The following is a 17605-nucleotide window of genomic DNA, read 5'->3' on the forward strand; positions in this document are numbered from 1 at the left end:
TCTGAAACCGGCGCCGGGCATTCTATCTCGCCTGGCGCCGGGAGCCGCTTACTCGGACAGGTCGCGGCTGGCGGCTACTTGGTCGCGGTAGTAGTCGTAGATGCCGCGCAGCGCGTCGGCCATGGTCACGCTCGGTTTCCAGTCCAGGTCCGCCATGGTGTTGGCGATCTTGGGCACGCGGTTCTGCACGTCCTGATAGCCTTTGCCGTAGTAAGCGCCGGAGGTGGTTTCCTCGATCTTCACCTTGTCGGCGTTCAGCTGGTATTCCGGGTAGACGCGGGCCAGGTCCAGCATCATCGCGGACAGTTCGCGGATGGAGTAGTTGTTGGCCGGGTTGCCGATATTGTAGATCTGACCGGAAGCCTTGCCGTCCTGGTTTTCGATGATCTTCATCAGCGCGCTGATGCCGTCGTCCACATAGGTGAAGGCGCGCTTTTGATGGCCGCCGTCCACCAGCTTGATGGTCTCGCCGCGCACGATGTGGCCCAGGAACTGGGTGATCACGCGGCTGGAGCCTTCCTTCGGCGTGTTGATGTTGTCCAGGCCGCCGCCGATCCAGTTGAACGGGCGGAACAGGGTGTAGTTCAGGCCTTCCTGCATGCCGTAGGCGTGGATCACGCGGTCCATCAGCTGTTTGGAGCAGGAGTAGATCCAGCGCGGCTTGTTGATCGGGCCGCAGATCAGCTCGGAGTTTTCCGGGTCGAACTCTTCGTCATGGCACATGCCGTAGACTTCCGAGGTGGACGGGAACACCAGATGTTTCTTGTACTGCACGCACTGGCGCACGATGGGCAGGTTGGCTTCGAAGTCCAGCTCGAACACGCGCAGCGGATTGTTCACATAGGTGGACGGGGTGGCGATGGCCACCAGCGGCAGCACCACGTCGCACTTCTTCACGTGGTACTCGATCCACTCCTTGTTGATGGTGATGTCGCCTTCGAAGAAGTGGAAGCGCGGATGGTCTTTCCACTCGGCCACGCGGTCATCGTGCATGTCCATGCCGTAGATGTGCCAGTCGGTGGTTTCGATGATGCGCTTGGTCAGGTGGTGGCCGATGAAGCCGTTGACGCCGAGGATCAGTACTTTTTTCATTGAGATTTCCTTCATCGCCCCCCGGAAGGGAGCTGTGATTTGCATGTGTATTCCGTGAGTCCGCCGCCTCAGGCCAGCGTCAGCGCCACCGCCGTCGCCGGCTCCAGCGCCGCGCCGTCCAGCGTGGCGGACAGAACCTTCAGGCGGCCGCCGTCCACGGCGTCCAGCCACAGCGCGCCGTGTTCTGAGTGTAGCCGGGCCGCTTGCAATTGCTGGCCGTGGCCGCCGGCGCGCAGGGTTTTCCAGATCACCAGCCGTCCGCCTTCGGTGTCGGCGAAGGCGCCCGGGAACGGGTGGGTCAGCGCGCGCACGAAGTTGTGCAGCTGGGCGGCGCCGGCCCGGGGGTCGATGCGGCCGTCTTCCGGCTTGCGGCCACCGAAATAGCCGCCCTGGCTCAAGTCCTGCCGGCGGAACTCGGTCTGACCGGCGAGCAGGGTCGGCAGGCTGCGGGCCAGCACCATTTCCGCGGCCACGGTGACCTTGGCGAACACTTCGTCGGCGTTGTCGTCCGGCAGAATGGGCACCGCCATCTGGTCGACGACGGGGCCGTTGTCCGGTTTGACGTTCATCACGTGCAAGCTGGCGCCGGTTTCGGTTTCGCCGTGGATGATGGCCCAGTTGATCGGCACCCGGCCGCGGTATTTGGGCAGCAGCGAGCCGTGCATATTGAAGGCGCCGCGCGCCGCGGATTCCAGCAGCGGGGCCTTCAGCATGTGGCGGTAATAAAAAGAGAACAGGAAGTCCGGCCGCGCGGCTTGCACTTGGGCCAGCGTTTCCGGCGTGTTCGGGTCGTCCGGGGTGATCACCGGAATGCCGTAGTCGCGGGCGACTTGCTCCACGCTGGCGAACCAGATGTTTTCCTTGGGATTGTCGCGGTGGGTGACCACCAGCGCCACTTCCACGCCGCCGCCGATCAGCGCCTTCAGGCAGCGCACGCCGACATTGTGATAAGCGAAGACCACGGCTTTCATGGCTTGTCCTTTTGCTCCAGCACCGCGCCGATCACATAGCGCGGTCTGTCCCGCACTTCTTGGTAGATGCGGCCGATGTATTCGCCAAGCAGGCCGATGCCGAACAGCGCGATGCCGATCAGCAAGAAGGCGATGGCGAACAGGGTGAACAGGCCGCCCACTTCCGGTCCGACGATGAGGCGGCGCAGCACCAGATAGACCACCAGCACGCCGGAGCCGGCGGAAACCAGCATGCCCAGCAGCGAGAACAGCTGCAGCGGCACGATGGAGAAGCCGGTCATCAGATCGAAGTTCAGGCGGATCAGGCTGTACAGCGAATACTTGGATTCGCCGGCGAAGCGCTCTTCATGGCCGACGGTGACTTCGGTCGGGTTCTGCGCGAACTGATAGGCCAGCGCCGGGATGAAGGTGTGCAGTTCGTTGCACTGATTGATGGTGTCGATGATGCGGCGGCTGTAGGCGCGCATCATGCAGCCCTGGTCGGTCATCTTGATGCGGGTCAGCTTCTCGCGCAGGCGGTTCATCGCGCGGCTGGCCAGATGGCGCCACAGACTGTCGTTGCGCTGGCGGCGGATGGAGCCGACGTAGTCGTGTCCCTTGTCCATTTCCGCCAGCAGCAGCTTGATGTCCTCCGGCGGGTTCTGCAAGTCGGCGTCCAGCGTCACCACCCGCTCGCCGCGGCTGTATTCGAAGCCGGCCAGGATGGCGCGATGCTGGCCGAAATTGCCGTTGAACAGCACTACCCGGGTCACGTCCGGGCGCAGGTCGAACTGCGCGGCGAGCATGGCCGGGCTCTTGTCGCGGCTGCCGTCGTTGACGAAGACGACTTCATAACGCACGCCCAGCGCGTCCAGCGCCGGGTAGAGGCGGTCGAACAGCGCCGGCAGCACGTCCTGCTCGTTGTATACCGGGATGACGACGGAAAGATCGATTACGCTTTTCATAATGTTTTATACGCTCAGCACGGGCTTCAGCACGCCGCTCACGGCGGCGCACACGCGTTCCACGTCCTCGTCGGCCATGGCCGGGAACAGCGGCAGGGTGACGGTGCGGCGGCCGATGTCTTCCGCCACCGGGAAGTCGCCCGGCTGGAAGCCCATCTCGCGGAACAGGGTGAACAAATGCATGGCGGGGTAGTGCACGCCCACGCCTATGCCCAGGTCTTTCATCCGGGCGATGAATTCGCCGCGGTCCATGCTCATCCGATCCAGCGGCAGCAGCGGCTGGAACATATGCCAGTTGCTCTGGGCCATGTCCTCCAGCGGCAGCTCGCAGCCCAGCTCGCGGTCGAAATGGCGGAAATACAGCGCGGCCAGTTCGCGGCGGCGGGCGTTGAAGCCTTCCAGCCGCGGCAGTTGGCCCAGGCCGATGGCGGCGGCGATGTCGGTCATATTGGACTTGCCGCCCAGCACGTCCACGTCCATGCCGCCGTCGGCGTGGCGGGTCACGCCCTGCAGGCGCAGCTTCTCGAACAGGCGCGCCTCGTTCTCGTCGTTCAGCACCAGGCAGCCGCCTTCGCCGCTGGTCATGTTCTTGTTGGCGTGGAAGCTGAAGGACACCAGATCGCCGTCGCTGCCGATGCGGCGGCCGCGCCAGTTGGCGCCCATGGACTGGGCGGCGTCCTCCACCACTCGCAGACGGTGGCGCTTGGCGATGTCGTACAGGCGGTCGCGATCCACCGGCAGGCCGGCCAAGTCCACCGGGATGATGGCGCGGGTGCGCGGCGTGATCGCCCGTTCCGCCAGGTCCAGATCGATATTGCGGCTGGCGCGGTCGGCGTCGACGAACACCGGCTTGGCGCCCACCTTGAGAATGACGTTGGCGGTGGCCACCCAGCTCAGCGGGCAGGTGATCACCTCGTCGCCGGGGCCGACGCCGGCCACCTGCAAGGCCATTTCCAGCGCGGCGGTGGCGGAGGCCACCACCCGCACCGGGCGGCCGCCGACATGGGCGGACAACTCGGCTTCCAGCTGGCGGGACTTGGGACCGGTGGTGATCCAGCCGGAGCGCAGCACCTCGCCGACGGCGGCGATGGTGGCTTCGTCGATGTCCGGGCGGGTAAACGGTAGAAAATCCATATTCAAACCCTGAAAATTAGCCACGGAAGCACACGGAGGCACGGACAAAAACAGTCATTCAAATTCGTTTTGCGCCATTGAATCTTGTCGGCTGCTGAGCGGGCGTTTTATTTTCCGTGTCATTCCGTGTGTTTCCGTGGCAAAAATAAGCCTTAACTACGTGCCACCAGCACCACGCCGATGATGATGACGCCGATGCCGATCAGTTTCTGCGCGCTCAAGGCCTCGCCGAACAGCCAATAGGCCAGCAGCGCGTTGACCACGTAGCCGATGGACAGCATGGGATAAGCGATGCTGACCTCCACTCGCGACAGCGCCATGATCCAGACCACCACGCTGACCACGTAGCAGGACAGGCCGCCGACGATGGGCAGATTGGTGGCCAGCGACCAGCCTATCGGCAACACGTTGGCGGCGGAAAAGTCAAAGTGGCCGATTTGGCGCACGCCGGCCTTCAAGCATAGCTGGGCGGCGGCGTTGAGCAGCACGCCGAGCAGAATCAGGCCGAATTCGATCAACTTCATATTAGAAGGGGTCCAAAGGTTGGCGGTTTCACGGCTTGGCCACGACGAGGCGGCGCGGATCTTGGTAGACCACCCGCATCGGCAGGCTCTGGGCTTGCAGTTCCTGATAGGTGGCGGGGTCGGTCATCGCCAGCGCGCGCGGCGCGGCCTTCCAGGCGGCGACGAATTGTTCCAGCCGCGGCATCCAGCGCTGCGGCTCCTGACCCTCGCCGAACTCGAACTCGTCGACGAACTGCACCAGGGTAACCGGGCGGCCCAGGTAGAAGGGGAAGGTCTGATCGTAATAGCGCACCGAGAACACCGGGGTGTCCTGCCCCAGATAGGGCTGAATCTGGCGCACGATTTCCTTGCTGCCCTTCAGCCGGCCGTAGCTGTCGTGGCCGGCGGCGGCGACGCTGACGGCGAGCAGGCTGCCGAAGGCCAGCCAGCACAGCGCGGCCAGTTTGCGCTCGCGGCCCAGCAAACGCCAGGCGACGACGGCGCAGGCCAGGAACAGCAGCGCGGCGATGGCGACGAAATGAGCGAAGCCATGCAGCACCTCCAGCGGGGTGTCCACCGAGGCGAAGCGGTCGACGAAGGGGTAAAGACCAAGCGCGGCCAGCCACAGCAGCAGCGCCGGCAGCAGGTGCTTCTTCAGCGCGGCGGCCGGCATGCGCAGCAGCGTGGGCGCCAGCAGCAGCGCCAGCGCCGGGAACATCGGCAGGATGTAGGACGGCAGCTTGGAGCTGGACTTGCTGAAGAAGGCGAAGATGAAGACCGACCAGATCAGCAGCAGGCGGCCGGCGCGCAGCCGCGCACCCGGCTCGCGCCAGCCGTCGCGGCACAGCGCCGGCAGCAGGCTGCTCCAGGGCAGCAGGCCCAGCAGCAGATAGGGCACGAAATACCACGGCGCGCCGGTGCGCTTGTGTTCGGTGGTGAGGAAGCGCTCCAGGTGCTCGCGGATGAAGAAGAAATGCGCGAAGTCGGGATTGCGCTGGGACACCAGGATGAACCAGGGCGCGGTCAGGAGCAGGAACAGCGCCAGGCCGCTCAGCCAGTGCATGCGTTTCCAGAAGCCCCATTGCCAGTTGAGCAGGCTGTACAAGACCAGGGTGGCGCCGGGGATCAGCAGGCCGATCAAGCCCTTGCTCAGCGTGGCGGCGGCCATCGCCGCCCAGGTCAGCCACATCCAGTGGCGCGTTTCGCGCGGGCCGGCGTCGTCGCGCTGGGCCAGCAGGAAGCCGCACAGCGCCACGGTCAGGAAAAAGCTGACGCCCATGTCCAGCGCCAGGAAATGGCTGTTGGCCACGATCCAGGCGCAGCTGCCGGCGGCCAGCGCCGCGTAGCGTCCGGCGTCGACGCCCCATAGCCGGCGCGCGGTGTAGCCGCACATCGCCACCGTCAGAAAGCCGGTCAGGCCGGGCCAGAAGCGGGCGGCGAACTCGTTGACGCCGAAGGCGGCGAAACTCAGCGCGCCCATCCAATACTGCAGCGCCGGTTTTTCGAAATACAGCAGGCCGTTCAGCCGCGGCGTGATCCAGTCGCCGCTGTGCAACATGAACAGCGACAGCGTGGCGTAGCGGCCCTCGTCGGCGTGAATCAGCCCGCGGTAGCCGAGGGAGCCGAACCAGACGACGGCGAACAGCAGCCACAGCGCCGGCTCCAGCCAGGGACGGGCGGCGGGGCCGGAGAGGCCGGCCGAAAAATGGGGTTGATTCATGCGGAACGGATAGTCATTGGATTATTATGGACAGCTGCGCAAGGATACCCGATTTCGCCGTCCTTGTGATTGGCTAAACTCATGTGCGGGCTGGAGAAAGCGGCGGCATCCGGCTTGGCCGCGGCGCTTAGGCCAGCCAGTCGCGCGGGGCCAGAAAGCGCTCGGTCAGCGCCGCTTCCGGGCTGCCCGGCTCCGGCTGATAATCGTACTCCCAGCGCGCCAGCGGCGGCATCGACATCAGGATGGATTCGGTGCGTCCCCCGGACTGCAGGCCGAACAGGGTGCCGCGGTCCCAAACCAGATTGAATTCAACATAGCGGCCGCGGCGATAAAGCTGGAACTGACGTTCGCGGTGGCCCCAGCTATCGCCTTTGCGGCGCTCGACGATGGGCAGGTAGGCGTCGGTGAAGCCCTTGCCCACCGCCTGCATGAAGCGGAAACAGGAGTCGAAGCCCCAGGCGTTCAGATCGTCGAAGAACAGGCCGCCGACGCCGCGCGCCTCGTTGCGGTGTTTCAGGAAAAAGTACTCGTCGCACCAGCGCTTGTAGTCCGGGTAGACCTGTTCGCCGAAAGGCAGGCACAAGTCGCGGGCCACGCGGTGCCAGTGCACCACGTCGGCCTCCACCGGGTAGAACGGGGTCAGGTCGAAACCGCCGCCGAACCACCATACCGGCGTTTCCCCTTCTTTTTCCGCGATGAAGAAGCGGACATTGGCGTGGCTGGTGGGAATGTGCGGGTTTTCCGGATGGATCACCAGCGACACGCCCATGGCCTGGAAGCCGCGGCCGGCCAGCTCCGGCCGGTGGGCGGTGGCGGAGGCGGGCAGCGCGTCGCCGTGGACATGGGAGAAGTTGACGCCGGCCTGCTCGAACAGCGCGCCCTTGGTCAGGACCCGGCTGCGTCCGCCGCCGCCGCCCGGACGCTGCCAGGCGTCCTCGACGAATTGAGCGCCGCCGTCGGCCTGCTCCAGCGCCGCGCAAATGCGGTCTTGCAGGTCCAAGAGAAAGGCTTTGACATCATTGACGCGCGGCTGGCTCATCGCAGTATCCTGAAGGCTTGAAATGGGCTGCATTGTAGCAGACGGGGCGGCGCGCGCAGGCGCGCCGCCCGGGCTTTGAACATGGGAGACGCGCATCGTGATTGATCTGTATACCTGGGGCACGCCCAATGGGCGCAAGATTTCCATCATGCTGGAAGAACTGGAGCTGCCATACGCCGTGCACACCGTGGATATCGGCAAGGGCGAGCAGTTCGCCGAGTCCTTTCTGGCCATCAGTCCCAATAACAAGATTCCGGCCATCGTCGACAGCGAGGGGCCAGATGGTCGGCCGCTGGCGATGTTCGAGTCCGGCGCCATTCTGCAATACCTGGCGGAAAAGCACGGCCGCCTGCTGCCGGCGGCGGGCGCGGCGCGCTACGAGGCGCTGCAATGGCTGATGTTCCAGATGGGCGGCTTCGGGCCCATGCTGGGGCAGGCTCACCATTTCCTGCGCTATGCGCCGGAAAGCCTTCCCTATGCGCAGAAGCGCTACCACGACGAGGCCTTGCGCCTGTACGGCGTGCTGGACCGGCAGTTGGCCGGGCGGGATTACGTCGCCGGCGAGTACGGCGTCGCCGATATCGCGCTCTACCCATGGGCGGCGCGTCATGATTGGCATCAGGTGGATCTGGCGACGTTTCCGCGGGTAAGCGATTGGTTCCAACGCGTCGGCGAGCGGCCGGCGGTGCGGCGCGGCATGGCGGTGCCGGCGGCCTGAAACGCAAAACCAGCCGCGGACACAGGGGCCGCGGCTGGCGATGGAAGGGCGTGGCAAGGCTGAGATTAGAAGTGGTAGCTGATGCCGGCCTTCAGCACGCTGGTGCCGGACGTCTTGACCACGCTTTGGCCCGCCATCTGGAAGTCAGTGCCGGCGATGTATTCGTATTCGCCACGCAAGGACAGGTTTTTGTGCAGCTGATACTGCGCGCCGAAACCAAGACCCAATCGGGTGTCGTTGAAAGTTTTGTTGGCAACTCGGTCGATCTTGAGCTTGGTGTGCACGTTGTTCAGGCTGGCCTTGCCGAAAACTTCCAAATCCTGGGTCACCGGCAGGATGCCCAGCACGGCGATGCGCTCGGCCTTGGTGGCGACGGAGCCGTTGCCGGTGCGGCCGCTGAAGGAGCCGTTGGCCGTGGATTTGCCGAAGTCAGCGTAGGACAGCTCGGTGGCCAGGTATTGGTTGAAGCGGTAACCGGCGCCCAGTTCCCATACCGTGCCGGCGGCCTTGGCGTCTTTCAGGACGATGTTGCGGTTGCCGGACTCCGGCTTGGAGAAGTTGTAACCGGTGTTGCCGAAGACGTAGAAGCCCGGATCGGCGGCGTGTGCGGTCAGAGCTGCCAGGCTCAGCACGGAAGCGGTAATCAGTTTTTTCATTTTTGCGACTGTTTGCTTTGTTGATAACTGCGATATTGTGCGAACAGGAACCAAATCAGTCTGTTGAGCTTGTAAACGCTCTTTGTGTGATCGATGGAGGGCTTGTGTAACGATCTGTAACAAAGCGGGACGGGCAGGGAAAAGAAAAGATGCCCGCCGGAGCCGGCGGGCACGCAAAGTCACACAAAGGGAAAAGAGAACGGAACCGTTGCAAGACCGGCGGGGGGCCGATCCGGCTCGTGCAAACAGTTTGCTTCAGCCGGTCCTCGTCTTCCATTGTCGCTGTGTTCTGGCTTGATGACGGTTGATGACGGGGCGGCCGGGAAGTTTGCGCAGCTGTTAAATTCAATGTTTAGTTGTGATTGCTTGCAACTTTAGTTGAAGAAGGGACGGGCGCGGCTGGTGCAGGCAAGAAAAAAGGCAAGCCTGAGGCTTGCCCTGATGGCGACGACGCGGCGTTCAGGCGGCGGCGAAGACGGCCCAGTCGGCGTGTTCAGCGGCGGCGGCCCGGGCTTGGGCGCGCAGGTTGAAAAACTTCAGGCTGCGCTTGAGCACCTCGCCGCGTTCATTGTCCACCATCACCATGTGGTAGCTATTGGACAAGGGCATGAAGTCGACCTTGCCGCCCAGATAGCGCTGCAGGTAGCGGGCCGAGCGCGGGCTGGTGATGTCGTCCTCGTCGGCATGCACGATCAGCGTCGGGCAGGTGATCTCTTCCAGCCGCGACATCAGCTGGCGGCGCAGTCCATCTACCTGGCGGATGCAGGCCAGCGGGATGTAGGCGTAGTGGAAGCGTTCGCCGCGTTCGAAGCGCTGCTGGATGGCCTTGCGGATGCGGGCGTTCTTGATGCCGAAGGGTTCGACTTCCGGCACGCGCATCTTCTTGGCCAGGCCGGGAATGCGGTAGACGATGTGGCGCGCCCAGGTCAGCTTGGGCAGGCTCCAGCCGTCCAGGAACAGCGGCGGCGCGTACAAGGCGAGGCCGTCCTGATGGTTTTCCAGCCGCGCCACTTCCAGCGCCACCAGTCCGCCCAGGCAAACGCCGGCCAGATGCACCACCTTGTGGCGCGTCTTCAGTTCCAGGTATTCCTTGCGTATGGTTTCCACCCAGTCCTGCCAGCGGACGGACAGCAGATCTTCCGGCTCGCCGCCATGTCCCGGCAACAGTGGGGTGTGCGTGACGATGTCCGCCTCCTCCAGCGTGCGTCCAAGCGCGCCAAGGTCGTATGCGCTGCCGCCCAGACCGTGTACCAGCAGGGCGGCCGGTCGTGAAGAAACCATGGGAAATACCCGAATCCAAGTTGAGATGCTGGCATTATCCCGACGCGGCGGCTTGGGGTCTGTTGGCTTCCTGTCCCCGCTTTGTGACGGCGCGTGACCCCATTCAGATTGCTTAACAAACTGCGGCTTTACTTTTCGCCGGCGCCGGCGTTCTTGGCCGCCTCTTCAAAGTCTCGCGGGCAAGAGCGGGACAAGGAAGAAGCGGAGAAGCGGTCGATGCGCGTTCTGAAACCGTGCTCGCCGCGTGAGGCCCCGCGGATCGCAAGCGGGCTCTGAGCCGCTCATAGAGCCGCTAACTAAACCGCGCAGCGCAGGATCAGGGGTTGGTTTAGCGGGTCTTATTGCTGTGGTTGCATGATGCGCAGAGTAAAGCGCGCGCCGCCCAGTTCGCTGGCGCTCACGCTGGCCTGGCCGCCGTGGTGTTCGGTGATCAGCTTGACGAAGGACAGCCCCAGACCATAGCCGCCGGTGGCGCGGTCGCGGCTGCGGTCCAGCCGCAGGAAGGGTTCGAACACCTTGTCGCGTTCAGCCTCGGGAATGCCGCAGCCGTCGTCGTCGACATGAATCAGCAGCTGGCCGGAAGCGTTGTGACACACGGTCAGCCGGACCTGAGCGTTGGCGTATTTGAAGGCGTTGAGCAGCAGGTTGCGGCTGGCCACATACATCAGCTTGCGGTCGAACGCGCCGTTGCCCAGCGCGCAGTCCAGCTCCAGCGCGATGCCCGGCGGTTTCAGCGGCGTGACCAGATCGACCAGATCGTCGAACCAGTCGTAGAGGTCCACGGTTTCCCAGTGCAGCGGCACTTCGTTGCGGTTGAGCTTGGCGAACTCCATGCTGGTGTTGAACAGCTCCTCCAGCTCCTGCATATCGCGCTCCATGCCTTCGCGGTAGCGCCGCCATTCCTGCTCGTCCTCTTCTTCCTCCAGCATGGTCAGACCGAAGCGCAGCCGCGCGATCGGGGTGCGGATCTCGTGGGCGATGGCGTGGGACAAGGCCTGGCGGGTTTCCATCTGCCGCTCCAGCCGCGCGGCCATGCTGTTGAAGGCCAGGGACAGGGGGGCCAGCAGCCGGCTTTTGGACGGTTGGGCGCGGGCGCTGAAGTCGCCGTCGGCGAACACCTCCGCCTTGCGGCGCACTTCCAGCAAGTCCTTCCACAGCGGGCGCAGGCTGAAGTAGATCAGGGTGCCCAGCGTGGAGCCGGTCAGCAGAATCCACAACAGCAGGATTTCCATGTCTTCGCTGATCCAGCTGCTGTTGCTGGCCGGGGCTTCCAGCGGGCCCAGCAGCAAGAGACGCGGATCATGGGGCAGCGGCACGTAGAGCAACTGGCTGTCGAAATCCAGATAGGGGCGGCCGCCTTGCAGCGCGGCATGGCCTTCCGGTTCGAAATCGTCGGGAGGATGGGCGATCAGTTTGACCGGATAGCTGAAGGCGCGGGCGATGTCGGCGAGCTTGCGGTCCCAGTCCCGATGCGGCGTCTGAGCCAGCTGCTCGCGGATCAGGCTCACGGTGCCGTTCATGAATTGCAGCTTGCCGTCGCGGTCGCTGTTCTCGTACAGCTTGGTGACCAGGAAGCCGAAGCCGATGATGATGATCAGCTCCACCAGCATGGTGGCGAAGAAATAACGGGCGAACAGAGTGCCCAGCGACGGCTTGAGCCAGCCGCGCAAACGACGAGTGCTCATGCCTTATTCCCAGTCGCTGCGCGAGAACAGATAGCCTTTGCCGCGCACGGTCTTGATTCGGGCCGGCGCGTCGGGATTGTCGCCCAGCTTGCGGCGCAGCCGCGAAATGCGCGCGTCGATGGAGCGGTCCAAGCCGTCGAAGCCGATGCCGCGCAGCTCGCTCATGATGTCGTCGCGGGACAGCACCTGGCCGGCATGGGAGGACAACAGCCACAGCAGGTCGAATTCGGCGGTGGTCAGATCGATCAGGTCTCCGTTCAGCGTGGCTTCGCGCGTGGCCTGGCTGATGCAGAACTGGCCAAAGGTGAAGCTGTCTTCGTCGCCGGCCTCGCCGTCGGCCTGCGCCCCCGGCCCGCCGCGGCGCAGCAGCGCGCGCACCCGCGCCAGCAAGCGGCGCGGCTCCACCGGCTTGGCCAGGTAGTCGTCGGCGCCCAGTTCCAGCCCCAGGATTTCGTCCACGTCCTCGTCGCGCGCCGTCATGATCAGCACTCGGCCGTTATAGCGCGGGCGGATTTCACGGCAGACGTCGAAGCCTTCCTTGCCCGGCAGCATGATGTCCAGGATCACCAGGTCCGGCTTTTCTTCCAGGATGATGGCCGGCGCGGTGTCGCCGCGGCCGTGCTGGGAGATGCGATAGCCGTGCTTGCTCAGATAAGCGCCTATCAATTCGGCTAGTCTCACGTCATCTTCGACGATGAGAATATGGGGGGTATCGCTGTTCATGTCCGTCGACGGGATTTCGGTGGTTCAAATCAAAATATTAGCACGCGAGGTTTGCCGGCGACTTTAGCATTATCGTGACTGCTATTCGTCATAAACTATCGATAGTTTTTGCAAATGATTTGGCCTGCTTGATTTTCCGGCGCTATCAATCCAGAATCGGTCAGGCACAAAAAGCCGGCTGTGGCCGCCGTTGCCGCCAGGGACCGATAAATTAAAACGGGATAAAGAGAATAGGAACTTGCCATATGCAACAGATAAGAGAATGGGCCGTGTGGCTGGCCGTCGCCCTGGCGGGCGCGGCGGCCTTCGCCGTGGTGGCCCTCAATCGCGGCGAGCCGGTCAACGCGGTCTGGCTGATCGTGGCGGCGGTGTCTGTCTACTCCATCGCCTATCGCTTTTACGGCCGCTTCATCGCCCACAAAGTGCTGGAACTGGACGCTCGCCGGCTGACCCCGGCGGAAAAATACAATGACGGCCTGGACTACGTGCCCACCAATAAATGGGTGTTGTTCGGCCACCACTTCGCCGCCATCGCCGGCGCCGGGCCGCTGGTGGGTCCGGTGTTGGCCGCGCAGATGGGTTATCTGCCGGGCACGCTGTGGATTCTGGTCGGCGTGATGCTGGCCGGCGCGGTGCAGGATTTCCTGATCCTGTTCCTGTCGGTGCGCCGCGACGGCAAATCGCTGGGCGAGATCATCCGCACCGAACTGGGCGCCATCCCCGGCGTCATCGCCTCCATCGGCATCCTGATGATCATGGTCATCCTGCTGGCGGTACTGGCGCTGGTGGTGGTCAAGGCGCTGACCGGCAGCCCGTGGGGCACCTTCACCATTGCCGCCACGATACCGATCGCGCTGTTCATGGGCGTTTACACCCGCTACATCCGGCCGGGCAAGATCGGCGAGATCTCCGTCATCGGCTTCATCCTGCTGATGCTGGCCATTGTTTACGGCGGCGACATCGCCAAGAACGAAACCCTGGCGCCCTTGTTCACCCTGAGCGGCACCACGCTGGCCTGGACGCTGATCGGCTACGGCTTCGTCGCCTCGGTGCTGCCGGTATGGCTGTTGCTGGCGCCGAGGGACTACCTGTCCACCTTCCTGAAAATCGGCACCATTGTCGGCCTGGCCATCGGCATCATGATCGTGGCACCCAATATGCACATGCCTGCGGTGACCAAATTCATCGACGGCAGCGGCCCGGTGTTCGCCGGCAATCTGTTCCCCTTCCTGTTCATCACCATCGCCTGCGGCGCGGTGTCCGGTTTCCACGCGCTGGTGGCTTCGGGCACCACGCCCAAGATGCTGGAGAACGAAACCCACGCCCGCATGATAGGCTACGGCTCCATGCTGATGGAAAGCTTCGTCGCCATCATGGCGTTGATCGCCGCCTGCGTGCTGGATCCGGGCGTGTACTTCGCGATGAACAGCCCGGCGGCGGTGATAGGCAAGACCGCGGAAGAAGCCGCCCAGGTGATTTCCAGCTGGGGCTTCCTCATCACGCCGGACATGTTGACCCAGATGGCCAAGGACGTGGGCGAGAGCACCATCCTGTCCCGCGCCGGCGGCGCGCCGACCTTGGCGGTGGGCATGGCGCACATTCTGTCCAATGTGATAGGCGGGCCGGCGATGATGGCCTTCTGGTATCACTTCGCCATTCTGTTCGAGGCCCTGTTCATCCTGACCACCATCGACGCCGGCACCCGCGTGCTGCGCTTCATGATCCAGGATCTGCTGGGTCTGGTGGTCAAGCCTATGGCCAACACGGAGTCCTGGGCGGCCAACCTGATCGCCACCGGCCTGGCGGTGACCGGCTGGGGCTACTTCCTCTACCAGGGCGTGGTGGATCCGTTGGGCGGCATCAACACCTTGTGGCCGCTGTTCGGCATCGCCAACCAGATGCTGGCCGGCATCGCGCTGATTCTGGCCACCGCGGTGCTGATCAAAATGCAGAAAACCCGCTACATCTGGGTCACCGCCGTGCCCACCTTGTGGCTGTTGGTGGTGACGCTGACCGCCGGCTGGCAGAAGCTGTTCCACGCCAGTCCCAAGATCAGCTTCCTGGCCCACGCGGACAAATTCTCCGCCGCCGCGGCCAAGGGCGAGGTGCTGGCGCCGGCCAAGAATATGGCGCAAATGCATCAGATCATCTTCAATGACTATGTGGACGCCACTTTGACGGCGCTGTTCATGGCGGTGGTGATCGCCATGCTGGTGTTTGCGCTGAACGTGATGCGCAAGTCCCTGGCGGTGAAATGGTCCACCGCCAAGGAGGTGCCGGCCATGTTCCGGGAGGAGGGCGCGTGATGGGCAAGCTATGGCAACAATGGGCGAAAACCGCCCGGTTGATGGTGGGGGTCAAGGATTACGACGCTTACGTCGCCAGCCGCCGCCGCTTCGATCCCAAGGCGGAGGTGATGAGCCGCGAGGCTTTCTTCCGCCGTTGTCAGGACGAACGCTATGGCGGCAAGAGCATGAAGAAGTGTCCGTGCTGAGCCGGAACTGATCCGACCGTCCCAAACCGCCCGCGCGTAAGCCGGGCGGTTTTGTTTTGGCTCGGGATGGGCTCCGACCGCGATTTCATTGTCCTATCCTTTGGCATGTCGCAAAATAATGTCATTATTAACCACATGTGGAAAAGTCATGTCAGAACCTTCCGCTTACACCGCTTACAGCGACAAATGGCAGATGCGCTTTGCCTTCTTCGATCAGCACGGCGCGCCGAATAGCGCCAGTTACAAGGAGGCATTCAAAGCCTTGTCGTTTGGCGACCGCCTTAAGGTGCAGATGAATTTCATCGCTTTTTTCTTCTGGCCAATCTATTACCTGGTGCTGGGCTTGTGGAAGAACATGCTGTCCTTGTTGGGTGTGGCGCTGCTGATCAACCTGTTCCTCGTCTTGCTGGATGTGCCTGAGTCGATCACCCGCGGGCTTGGTTTCGGCTTTAGCGCGCTGGCTGGCATGTCGGTGAATTATCTGTATTACCAAAAGAAGGTCAAAGGCTATAAGGGGTGGAACCCTTTCCGTGGCTTGTTCTAAACCATGATGGCCGCTCAGTGAAAAAAACCGCCCGGCGCAAACCGGGCGGTTTTGATTTTGCGCGAGCGGCGTTTAGTGCAGCAGATGGCTGACGCCGAAGTTGATCAGGCCGCCGCCGACGATCAACCAGCCAAACAGGATGGACGCCAGCAGCATCGGTTTGGCGCCGGCCTGACGGATGGCGGAGAAATGGGTGGTGATGCCCAACGCGCCCATCGCGGCGGCCAGCAGCAGATTGTCCAGGGAGACGATGGCGTTGACCCATGCGGCCGGCAGCAGATTGAAGGAGTTGAAGGCGGCCACGCCCAGGAAGGCGACGGCGAACCAGGGGATGGCGATGCGGCCCTTCTGCTGACGGCTGCCGTGCGGCTTGGCGGCCAGCCAGCTGGACAGGGCGATCAGGAAGGGCGCCAACATCATCACCCGTATCATCTTGGTGATCACCGCGGTGGTCATCGCCGCCTCGCTGACCGATTTGCCGGCGGCAACCGCCTGCGCCACTTCATGGATGGTGGAGCCGGCGAACACGCCGTAGCTGAACTCGGAAATGCCCAGATGGCTGGTCCACTGATACAGCATCGGCCACAGGAACATCGCCACGGTGCCGAACACCACCACGGTGGCGACGGCCACCGCCACTTTTTCCGCGTGGGCCTTGAGCACCGGTTCGGTGGCCAGGATCGCGGCCGCGCCGCAGATGGAGCTGCCGGCGCCGATCAGGATCACGCTTTGCTCGTCCATGCCCAAATACTTGCGGCCGATGCGGAAGGCCAGCAGGAAGGTGGTGCACAGCACCAGGGTGTCGATCAGCACGCCGGCGAAGCCGACGGCGGCGATGTCCTGGAAGGTCAGTTTGAAGCCGAACAGGATGATGCCCAGGCGCAGCAGCTTCTGTTTGGAGAACTGGATGCCGTGGTGGCTGGCGCCGGCGAAGTAGCGGTAGACGGTGTTGCCTATCAGCATGCCGCCCAGGATGGCGAGGGTGAGGGCGGAGAAGCCCAGGTGTTTCATCGCCGGCAAATCCGCGGCGTAGAGCGCGGCGACGGCGAGGGCGATGGCCAACGCCAGGCCCGGCATGATTTGGCGAAGGTTTGTCATAAGTAAATGCCTGTTTGGTCTATGGCGGATGAGGCTAACGATACGCCCCTCGTTTTCAGTAGAGAAACGGATAAAATGGATATATGTCAGTAGCAAAATCAATATAAGGAGGGGGTATGGCCTTGAAGCTGACCCTGCGCGAGCTGGAGGTCTTCGTCGCGGTGGCCGAATACGGCACCGTCACTCAGGCGGCCCAACAGGTGGCGCTGACCCAGTCCGCCGCCAGCCAGGCGCTGGACAAGCTGGAAACCGGCCTAGACGTGCGCTTGTTCGACCGCATCGGCAAACGGCTGAGCCTGAACGAGCATGGCCGGCTGCTGTGGCCCAAGGCGCGGGCCATGCTGGACGCGGCTCAGGACATGCAGAGTCTGTTCAACGCCGGGGCGATGTCCTTGAAGATAGGCGCCAGCAGCACGGTGGCCAACTATCTGCTGCCGCAGCAGCTGGCGGCCTTCCGCGCTGCCTGGCCGCTGGCGCGCTTGGAGCTGGACGTGGCCAATACCCGCGACATCGTCGACGCGGTGGCGGCCTTGCGGGTGGACTTCGGTTTCATCGAAGGGCCTTGCCATCACCCGGATCTGGTCGCCCAGCCCTGGAGACAGGATGAGCTGGTGGTGTTCGCCGCCGCGGATCACCCGCTGGCGCGAGGGGAGGCGGCGCGCCAGGACCTGGCGCAAGCGGAATGGATTCTGCGCGAAGCCGGCTCCGGTACGCGCGAGGAGGTGGATCGTCTATTGCTGCCGCACCTGGCCATGCTCAACGTCAGCATGGAGTTGGGCCATTCCGAAGCGATCAAGCACGCGGTGGCCGCCGGCCTGGGGGTCAGCTGCCTGTCGCGGCGGGTGGTGGCCGATCTGTTGCAGACCGGCGCGGTGGTGGAGCTGAACGCCGGCCTGCCGGTGCTGACGCGCACCTTGTACCAGGTGCAGCACCGCGACAAGACGCTGACCCGCGGCATGGCCGCGTTCCAGAACATGACGATGGCGGCGCTGCTGGCCTGAAC

17 protein-coding genes are annotated in these 17605 nt (G+C 63.6%); 5 read left to right on the plus strand and 12 right to left on the minus strand.

The window, feature by feature from the left end:
• Positions 1-48 precede the first annotated feature (48 nt).
• From QUG03_RS02880 to hemF, 7 genes are all read right to left on the minus strand, one after another.
• Positions 49-1092 carry a bifunctional UDP-4-keto-pentose/UDP-xylose synthase gene (locus tag QUG03_RS02880; protein WP_107800796.1) on the minus strand — a complete coding sequence of 348 codons (1044 nt, stop codon included), beginning with the start codon at positions 1090-1092 and terminating at the stop codon, positions 49-51.
• 68 nt (positions 1093-1160) lie between these two features.
• The gene (locus tag QUG03_RS02885; protein ID WP_500819308.1) at positions 1161-2063 is read right to left on the minus strand and encodes a formyltransferase; all 903 of its coding nucleotides are present in this window, start codon (positions 2061-2063) and stop codon (positions 1161-1163) included.
• Entirely contained in the window at positions 2060-3007 is a 948-nt protein-coding gene (locus QUG03_RS02890) for a glycosyltransferase (protein ID WP_107800794.1), read from the minus strand. The genes QUG03_RS02885 and QUG03_RS02890 overlap by 4 nt, the downstream gene beginning before the upstream one ends.
• Positions 3008-3013: 6 nt before the next feature.
• A complete protein-coding gene (locus QUG03_RS02895; RefSeq protein WP_227105349.1) occupies positions 3014-4141 on the minus strand; it encodes a DegT/DnrJ/EryC1/StrS family aminotransferase in 1128 nt (375 codons plus the stop codon).
• 152 nt (positions 4142-4293) lie between these two features.
• A complete protein-coding gene (locus tag QUG03_RS02900; protein WP_107800792.1) occupies positions 4294-4665 on the minus strand; it encodes an SMR family transporter in 372 nt (123 codons plus the stop codon).
• Positions 4666-4693: 28 nt separating this feature from the next.
• A complete protein-coding gene (locus tag QUG03_RS02905) occupies positions 4694-6364 on the minus strand; it encodes a phospholipid carrier-dependent glycosyltransferase (RefSeq protein ID WP_500819309.1) in 1671 nt (556 codons plus the stop codon).
• A gap of 127 nt (positions 6365-6491) precedes the next feature.
• Entirely contained in the window at positions 6492-7403 is a 912-nt protein-coding gene (gene hemF / locus QUG03_RS02910) for an oxygen-dependent coproporphyrinogen oxidase (RefSeq protein WP_500819310.1), read from the minus strand.
• A 97-nt stretch (positions 7404-7500) separates the two neighbouring features.
• Between hemF and QUG03_RS02915 the strand changes: the two genes are divergently transcribed.
• Positions 7501-8121 carry a glutathione S-transferase family protein gene (locus QUG03_RS02915; RefSeq protein WP_500819311.1) on the plus strand — a complete coding sequence of 207 codons (621 nt, stop codon included), beginning with the start codon at positions 7501-7503 and terminating at the stop codon, positions 8119-8121.
• Positions 8122-8186: 65 nt separating this feature from the next.
• Here the strand turns inward: QUG03_RS02915 and QUG03_RS02920 are convergent, their stop codons facing one another.
• The 4 genes from QUG03_RS02920 to QUG03_RS02935 all read right to left on the minus strand — a co-directional run bounded on the left by QUG03_RS02920 (position 8187) and on the right by QUG03_RS02935 (position 12466).
• Positions 8187-8777, minus strand: a complete 591-nt coding sequence (locus tag QUG03_RS02920) for a porin family protein (protein WP_227105341.1) — start codon at positions 8775-8777, stop codon at positions 8187-8189.
• Between the two features lie 459 nt (positions 8778-9236).
• Complete coding sequence (locus tag QUG03_RS02925) at positions 9237-10058, minus strand: alpha/beta hydrolase (RefSeq protein WP_500819312.1); 822 nt, start codon at positions 10056-10058, stop codon at positions 9237-9239.
• A gap of 338 nt (positions 10059-10396) precedes the next feature.
• A complete protein-coding gene (locus tag QUG03_RS02930; RefSeq protein WP_235086106.1) occupies positions 10397-11743 on the minus strand; it encodes an ATP-binding protein in 1347 nt (448 codons plus the stop codon).
• 3 nt (positions 11744-11746) lie between these two features.
• Positions 11747-12466, minus strand: coding sequence for a response regulator (locus tag QUG03_RS02935; protein WP_500819313.1), 720 nt, complete (start codon positions 12464-12466; stop codon positions 11747-11749).
• Between the two features lie 245 nt (positions 12467-12711).
• Here QUG03_RS02935 and QUG03_RS02940 point away from each other — a divergent pair, with 245 nt between their 5' ends.
• From QUG03_RS02940 to QUG03_RS02950, 3 genes are all read left to right on the plus strand, one after another.
• On the plus strand, positions 12712-14772 hold the full coding sequence (locus tag QUG03_RS02940; RefSeq protein ID WP_486636000.1) for a carbon starvation CstA family protein: 2061 nt from the start codon (positions 12712-12714) through the stop codon (positions 14770-14772).
• Complete coding sequence (locus QUG03_RS02945) at positions 14772-14960, plus strand: YbdD/YjiX family protein (RefSeq protein ID WP_107800784.1); 189 nt, start codon at positions 14772-14774, stop codon at positions 14958-14960. The genes QUG03_RS02940 and QUG03_RS02945 overlap by 1 nt, the downstream gene beginning before the upstream one ends.
• Positions 14961-15108: 148 nt before the next feature.
• A complete protein-coding gene (locus QUG03_RS02950; protein WP_500819314.1) occupies positions 15109-15504 on the plus strand; it encodes a DUF2628 domain-containing protein in 396 nt (131 codons plus the stop codon).
• Positions 15505-15576: 72 nt separating this feature from the next.
• Here QUG03_RS02950 and QUG03_RS02955 read toward each other — a convergent pair whose 3' ends face one another.
• Entirely contained in the window at positions 15577-16602 is a 1026-nt protein-coding gene (locus QUG03_RS02955; protein WP_107800781.1) for a YeiH family putative sulfate export transporter, read from the minus strand.
• Between the two features lie 116 nt (positions 16603-16718).
• On the opposite strand from QUG03_RS02955, the gene QUG03_RS02960 reads away from it, so the two are divergent.
• On the plus strand, positions 16719-17603 hold the full coding sequence (locus tag QUG03_RS02960; protein WP_107800780.1) for a LysR family transcriptional regulator: 885 nt from the start codon (positions 16719-16721) through the stop codon (positions 17601-17603).
• Positions 17604-17605: the final 2 nt, after the last annotated feature.

The sequence above is a fragment of the Chromobacterium sp. CCUG 30098 genome, assembly GCF_059916605.1.

Excerpts from the sequence above, each read along its gene's own strand:
- QUG03_RS02925 (WP_500819312.1), bottom strand. The coding sequence starts at position 10,058 with ATGGTTTCTTCACGACCGGCCGCCCTGCTGGTACACGGTCTGGGCGGC.
- QUG03_RS02905 (WP_500819309.1), bottom strand. The coding sequence starts at position 6,364 with ATGAATCAACCCCATTTTTCGGCCGGCCTCTCCGGCCCCGCCGCCCGT.
- QUG03_RS02900 (WP_107800792.1), bottom strand. The coding sequence starts at position 4,665 with ATGAAGTTGATCGAATTCGGCCTGATTCTGCTCGGCGTGCTGCTCAAC.
- QUG03_RS02880 (WP_107800796.1), bottom strand. The coding sequence starts at position 1,092 with ATGAAAAAAGTACTGATCCTCGGCGTCAACGGCTTCATCGGCCACCAC.
- QUG03_RS02895 (WP_227105349.1), bottom strand. The coding sequence starts at position 4,141 with ATGGATTTTCTACCGTTTACCCGCCCGGACATCGACGAAGCCACCATC.
- QUG03_RS02945 (WP_107800784.1), top strand. The coding sequence starts at position 14,772 with ATGGGCAAGCTATGGCAACAATGGGCGAAAACCGCCCGGTTGATGGTG.
- QUG03_RS02940 (WP_486636000.1), top strand. The coding sequence starts at position 12,712 with ATGCAACAGATAAGAGAATGGGCCGTGTGGCTGGCCGTCGCCCTGGCG.
- QUG03_RS02885 (WP_500819308.1), bottom strand. The coding sequence starts at position 2,063 with ATGAAAGCCGTGGTCTTCGCTTATCACAATGTCGGCGTGCGCTGCCTG.
- QUG03_RS02920 (WP_227105341.1), bottom strand. The coding sequence starts at position 8,777 with ATGAAAAAACTGATTACCGCTTCCGTGCTGAGCCTGGCAGCTCTGACC.
- hemF (WP_500819310.1), bottom strand. The coding sequence starts at position 7,403 with ATGAGCCAGCCGCGCGTCAATGATGTCAAAGCCTTTCTCTTGGACCTG.
- QUG03_RS02890 (WP_107800794.1), bottom strand. The coding sequence starts at position 3,007 with ATGAAAAGCGTAATCGATCTTTCCGTCGTCATCCCGGTATACAACGAG.
- QUG03_RS02950 (WP_500819314.1), top strand. The coding sequence starts at position 15,109 with ATGTCAGAACCTTCCGCTTACACCGCTTACAGCGACAAATGGCAGATG.
- QUG03_RS02930 (WP_235086106.1), bottom strand. The coding sequence starts at position 11,743 with ATGAGCACTCGTCGTTTGCGCGGCTGGCTCAAGCCGTCGCTGGGCACT.
- QUG03_RS02955 (WP_107800781.1), bottom strand. The coding sequence starts at position 16,602 with ATGACAAACCTTCGCCAAATCATGCCGGGCCTGGCGTTGGCCATCGCC.
- QUG03_RS02960 (WP_107800780.1), top strand. The coding sequence starts at position 16,719 with ATGGCCTTGAAGCTGACCCTGCGCGAGCTGGAGGTCTTCGTCGCGGTG.
- QUG03_RS02935 (WP_500819313.1), bottom strand. The coding sequence starts at position 12,466 with ATGAACAGCGATACCCCCCATATTCTCATCGTCGAAGATGACGTGAGA.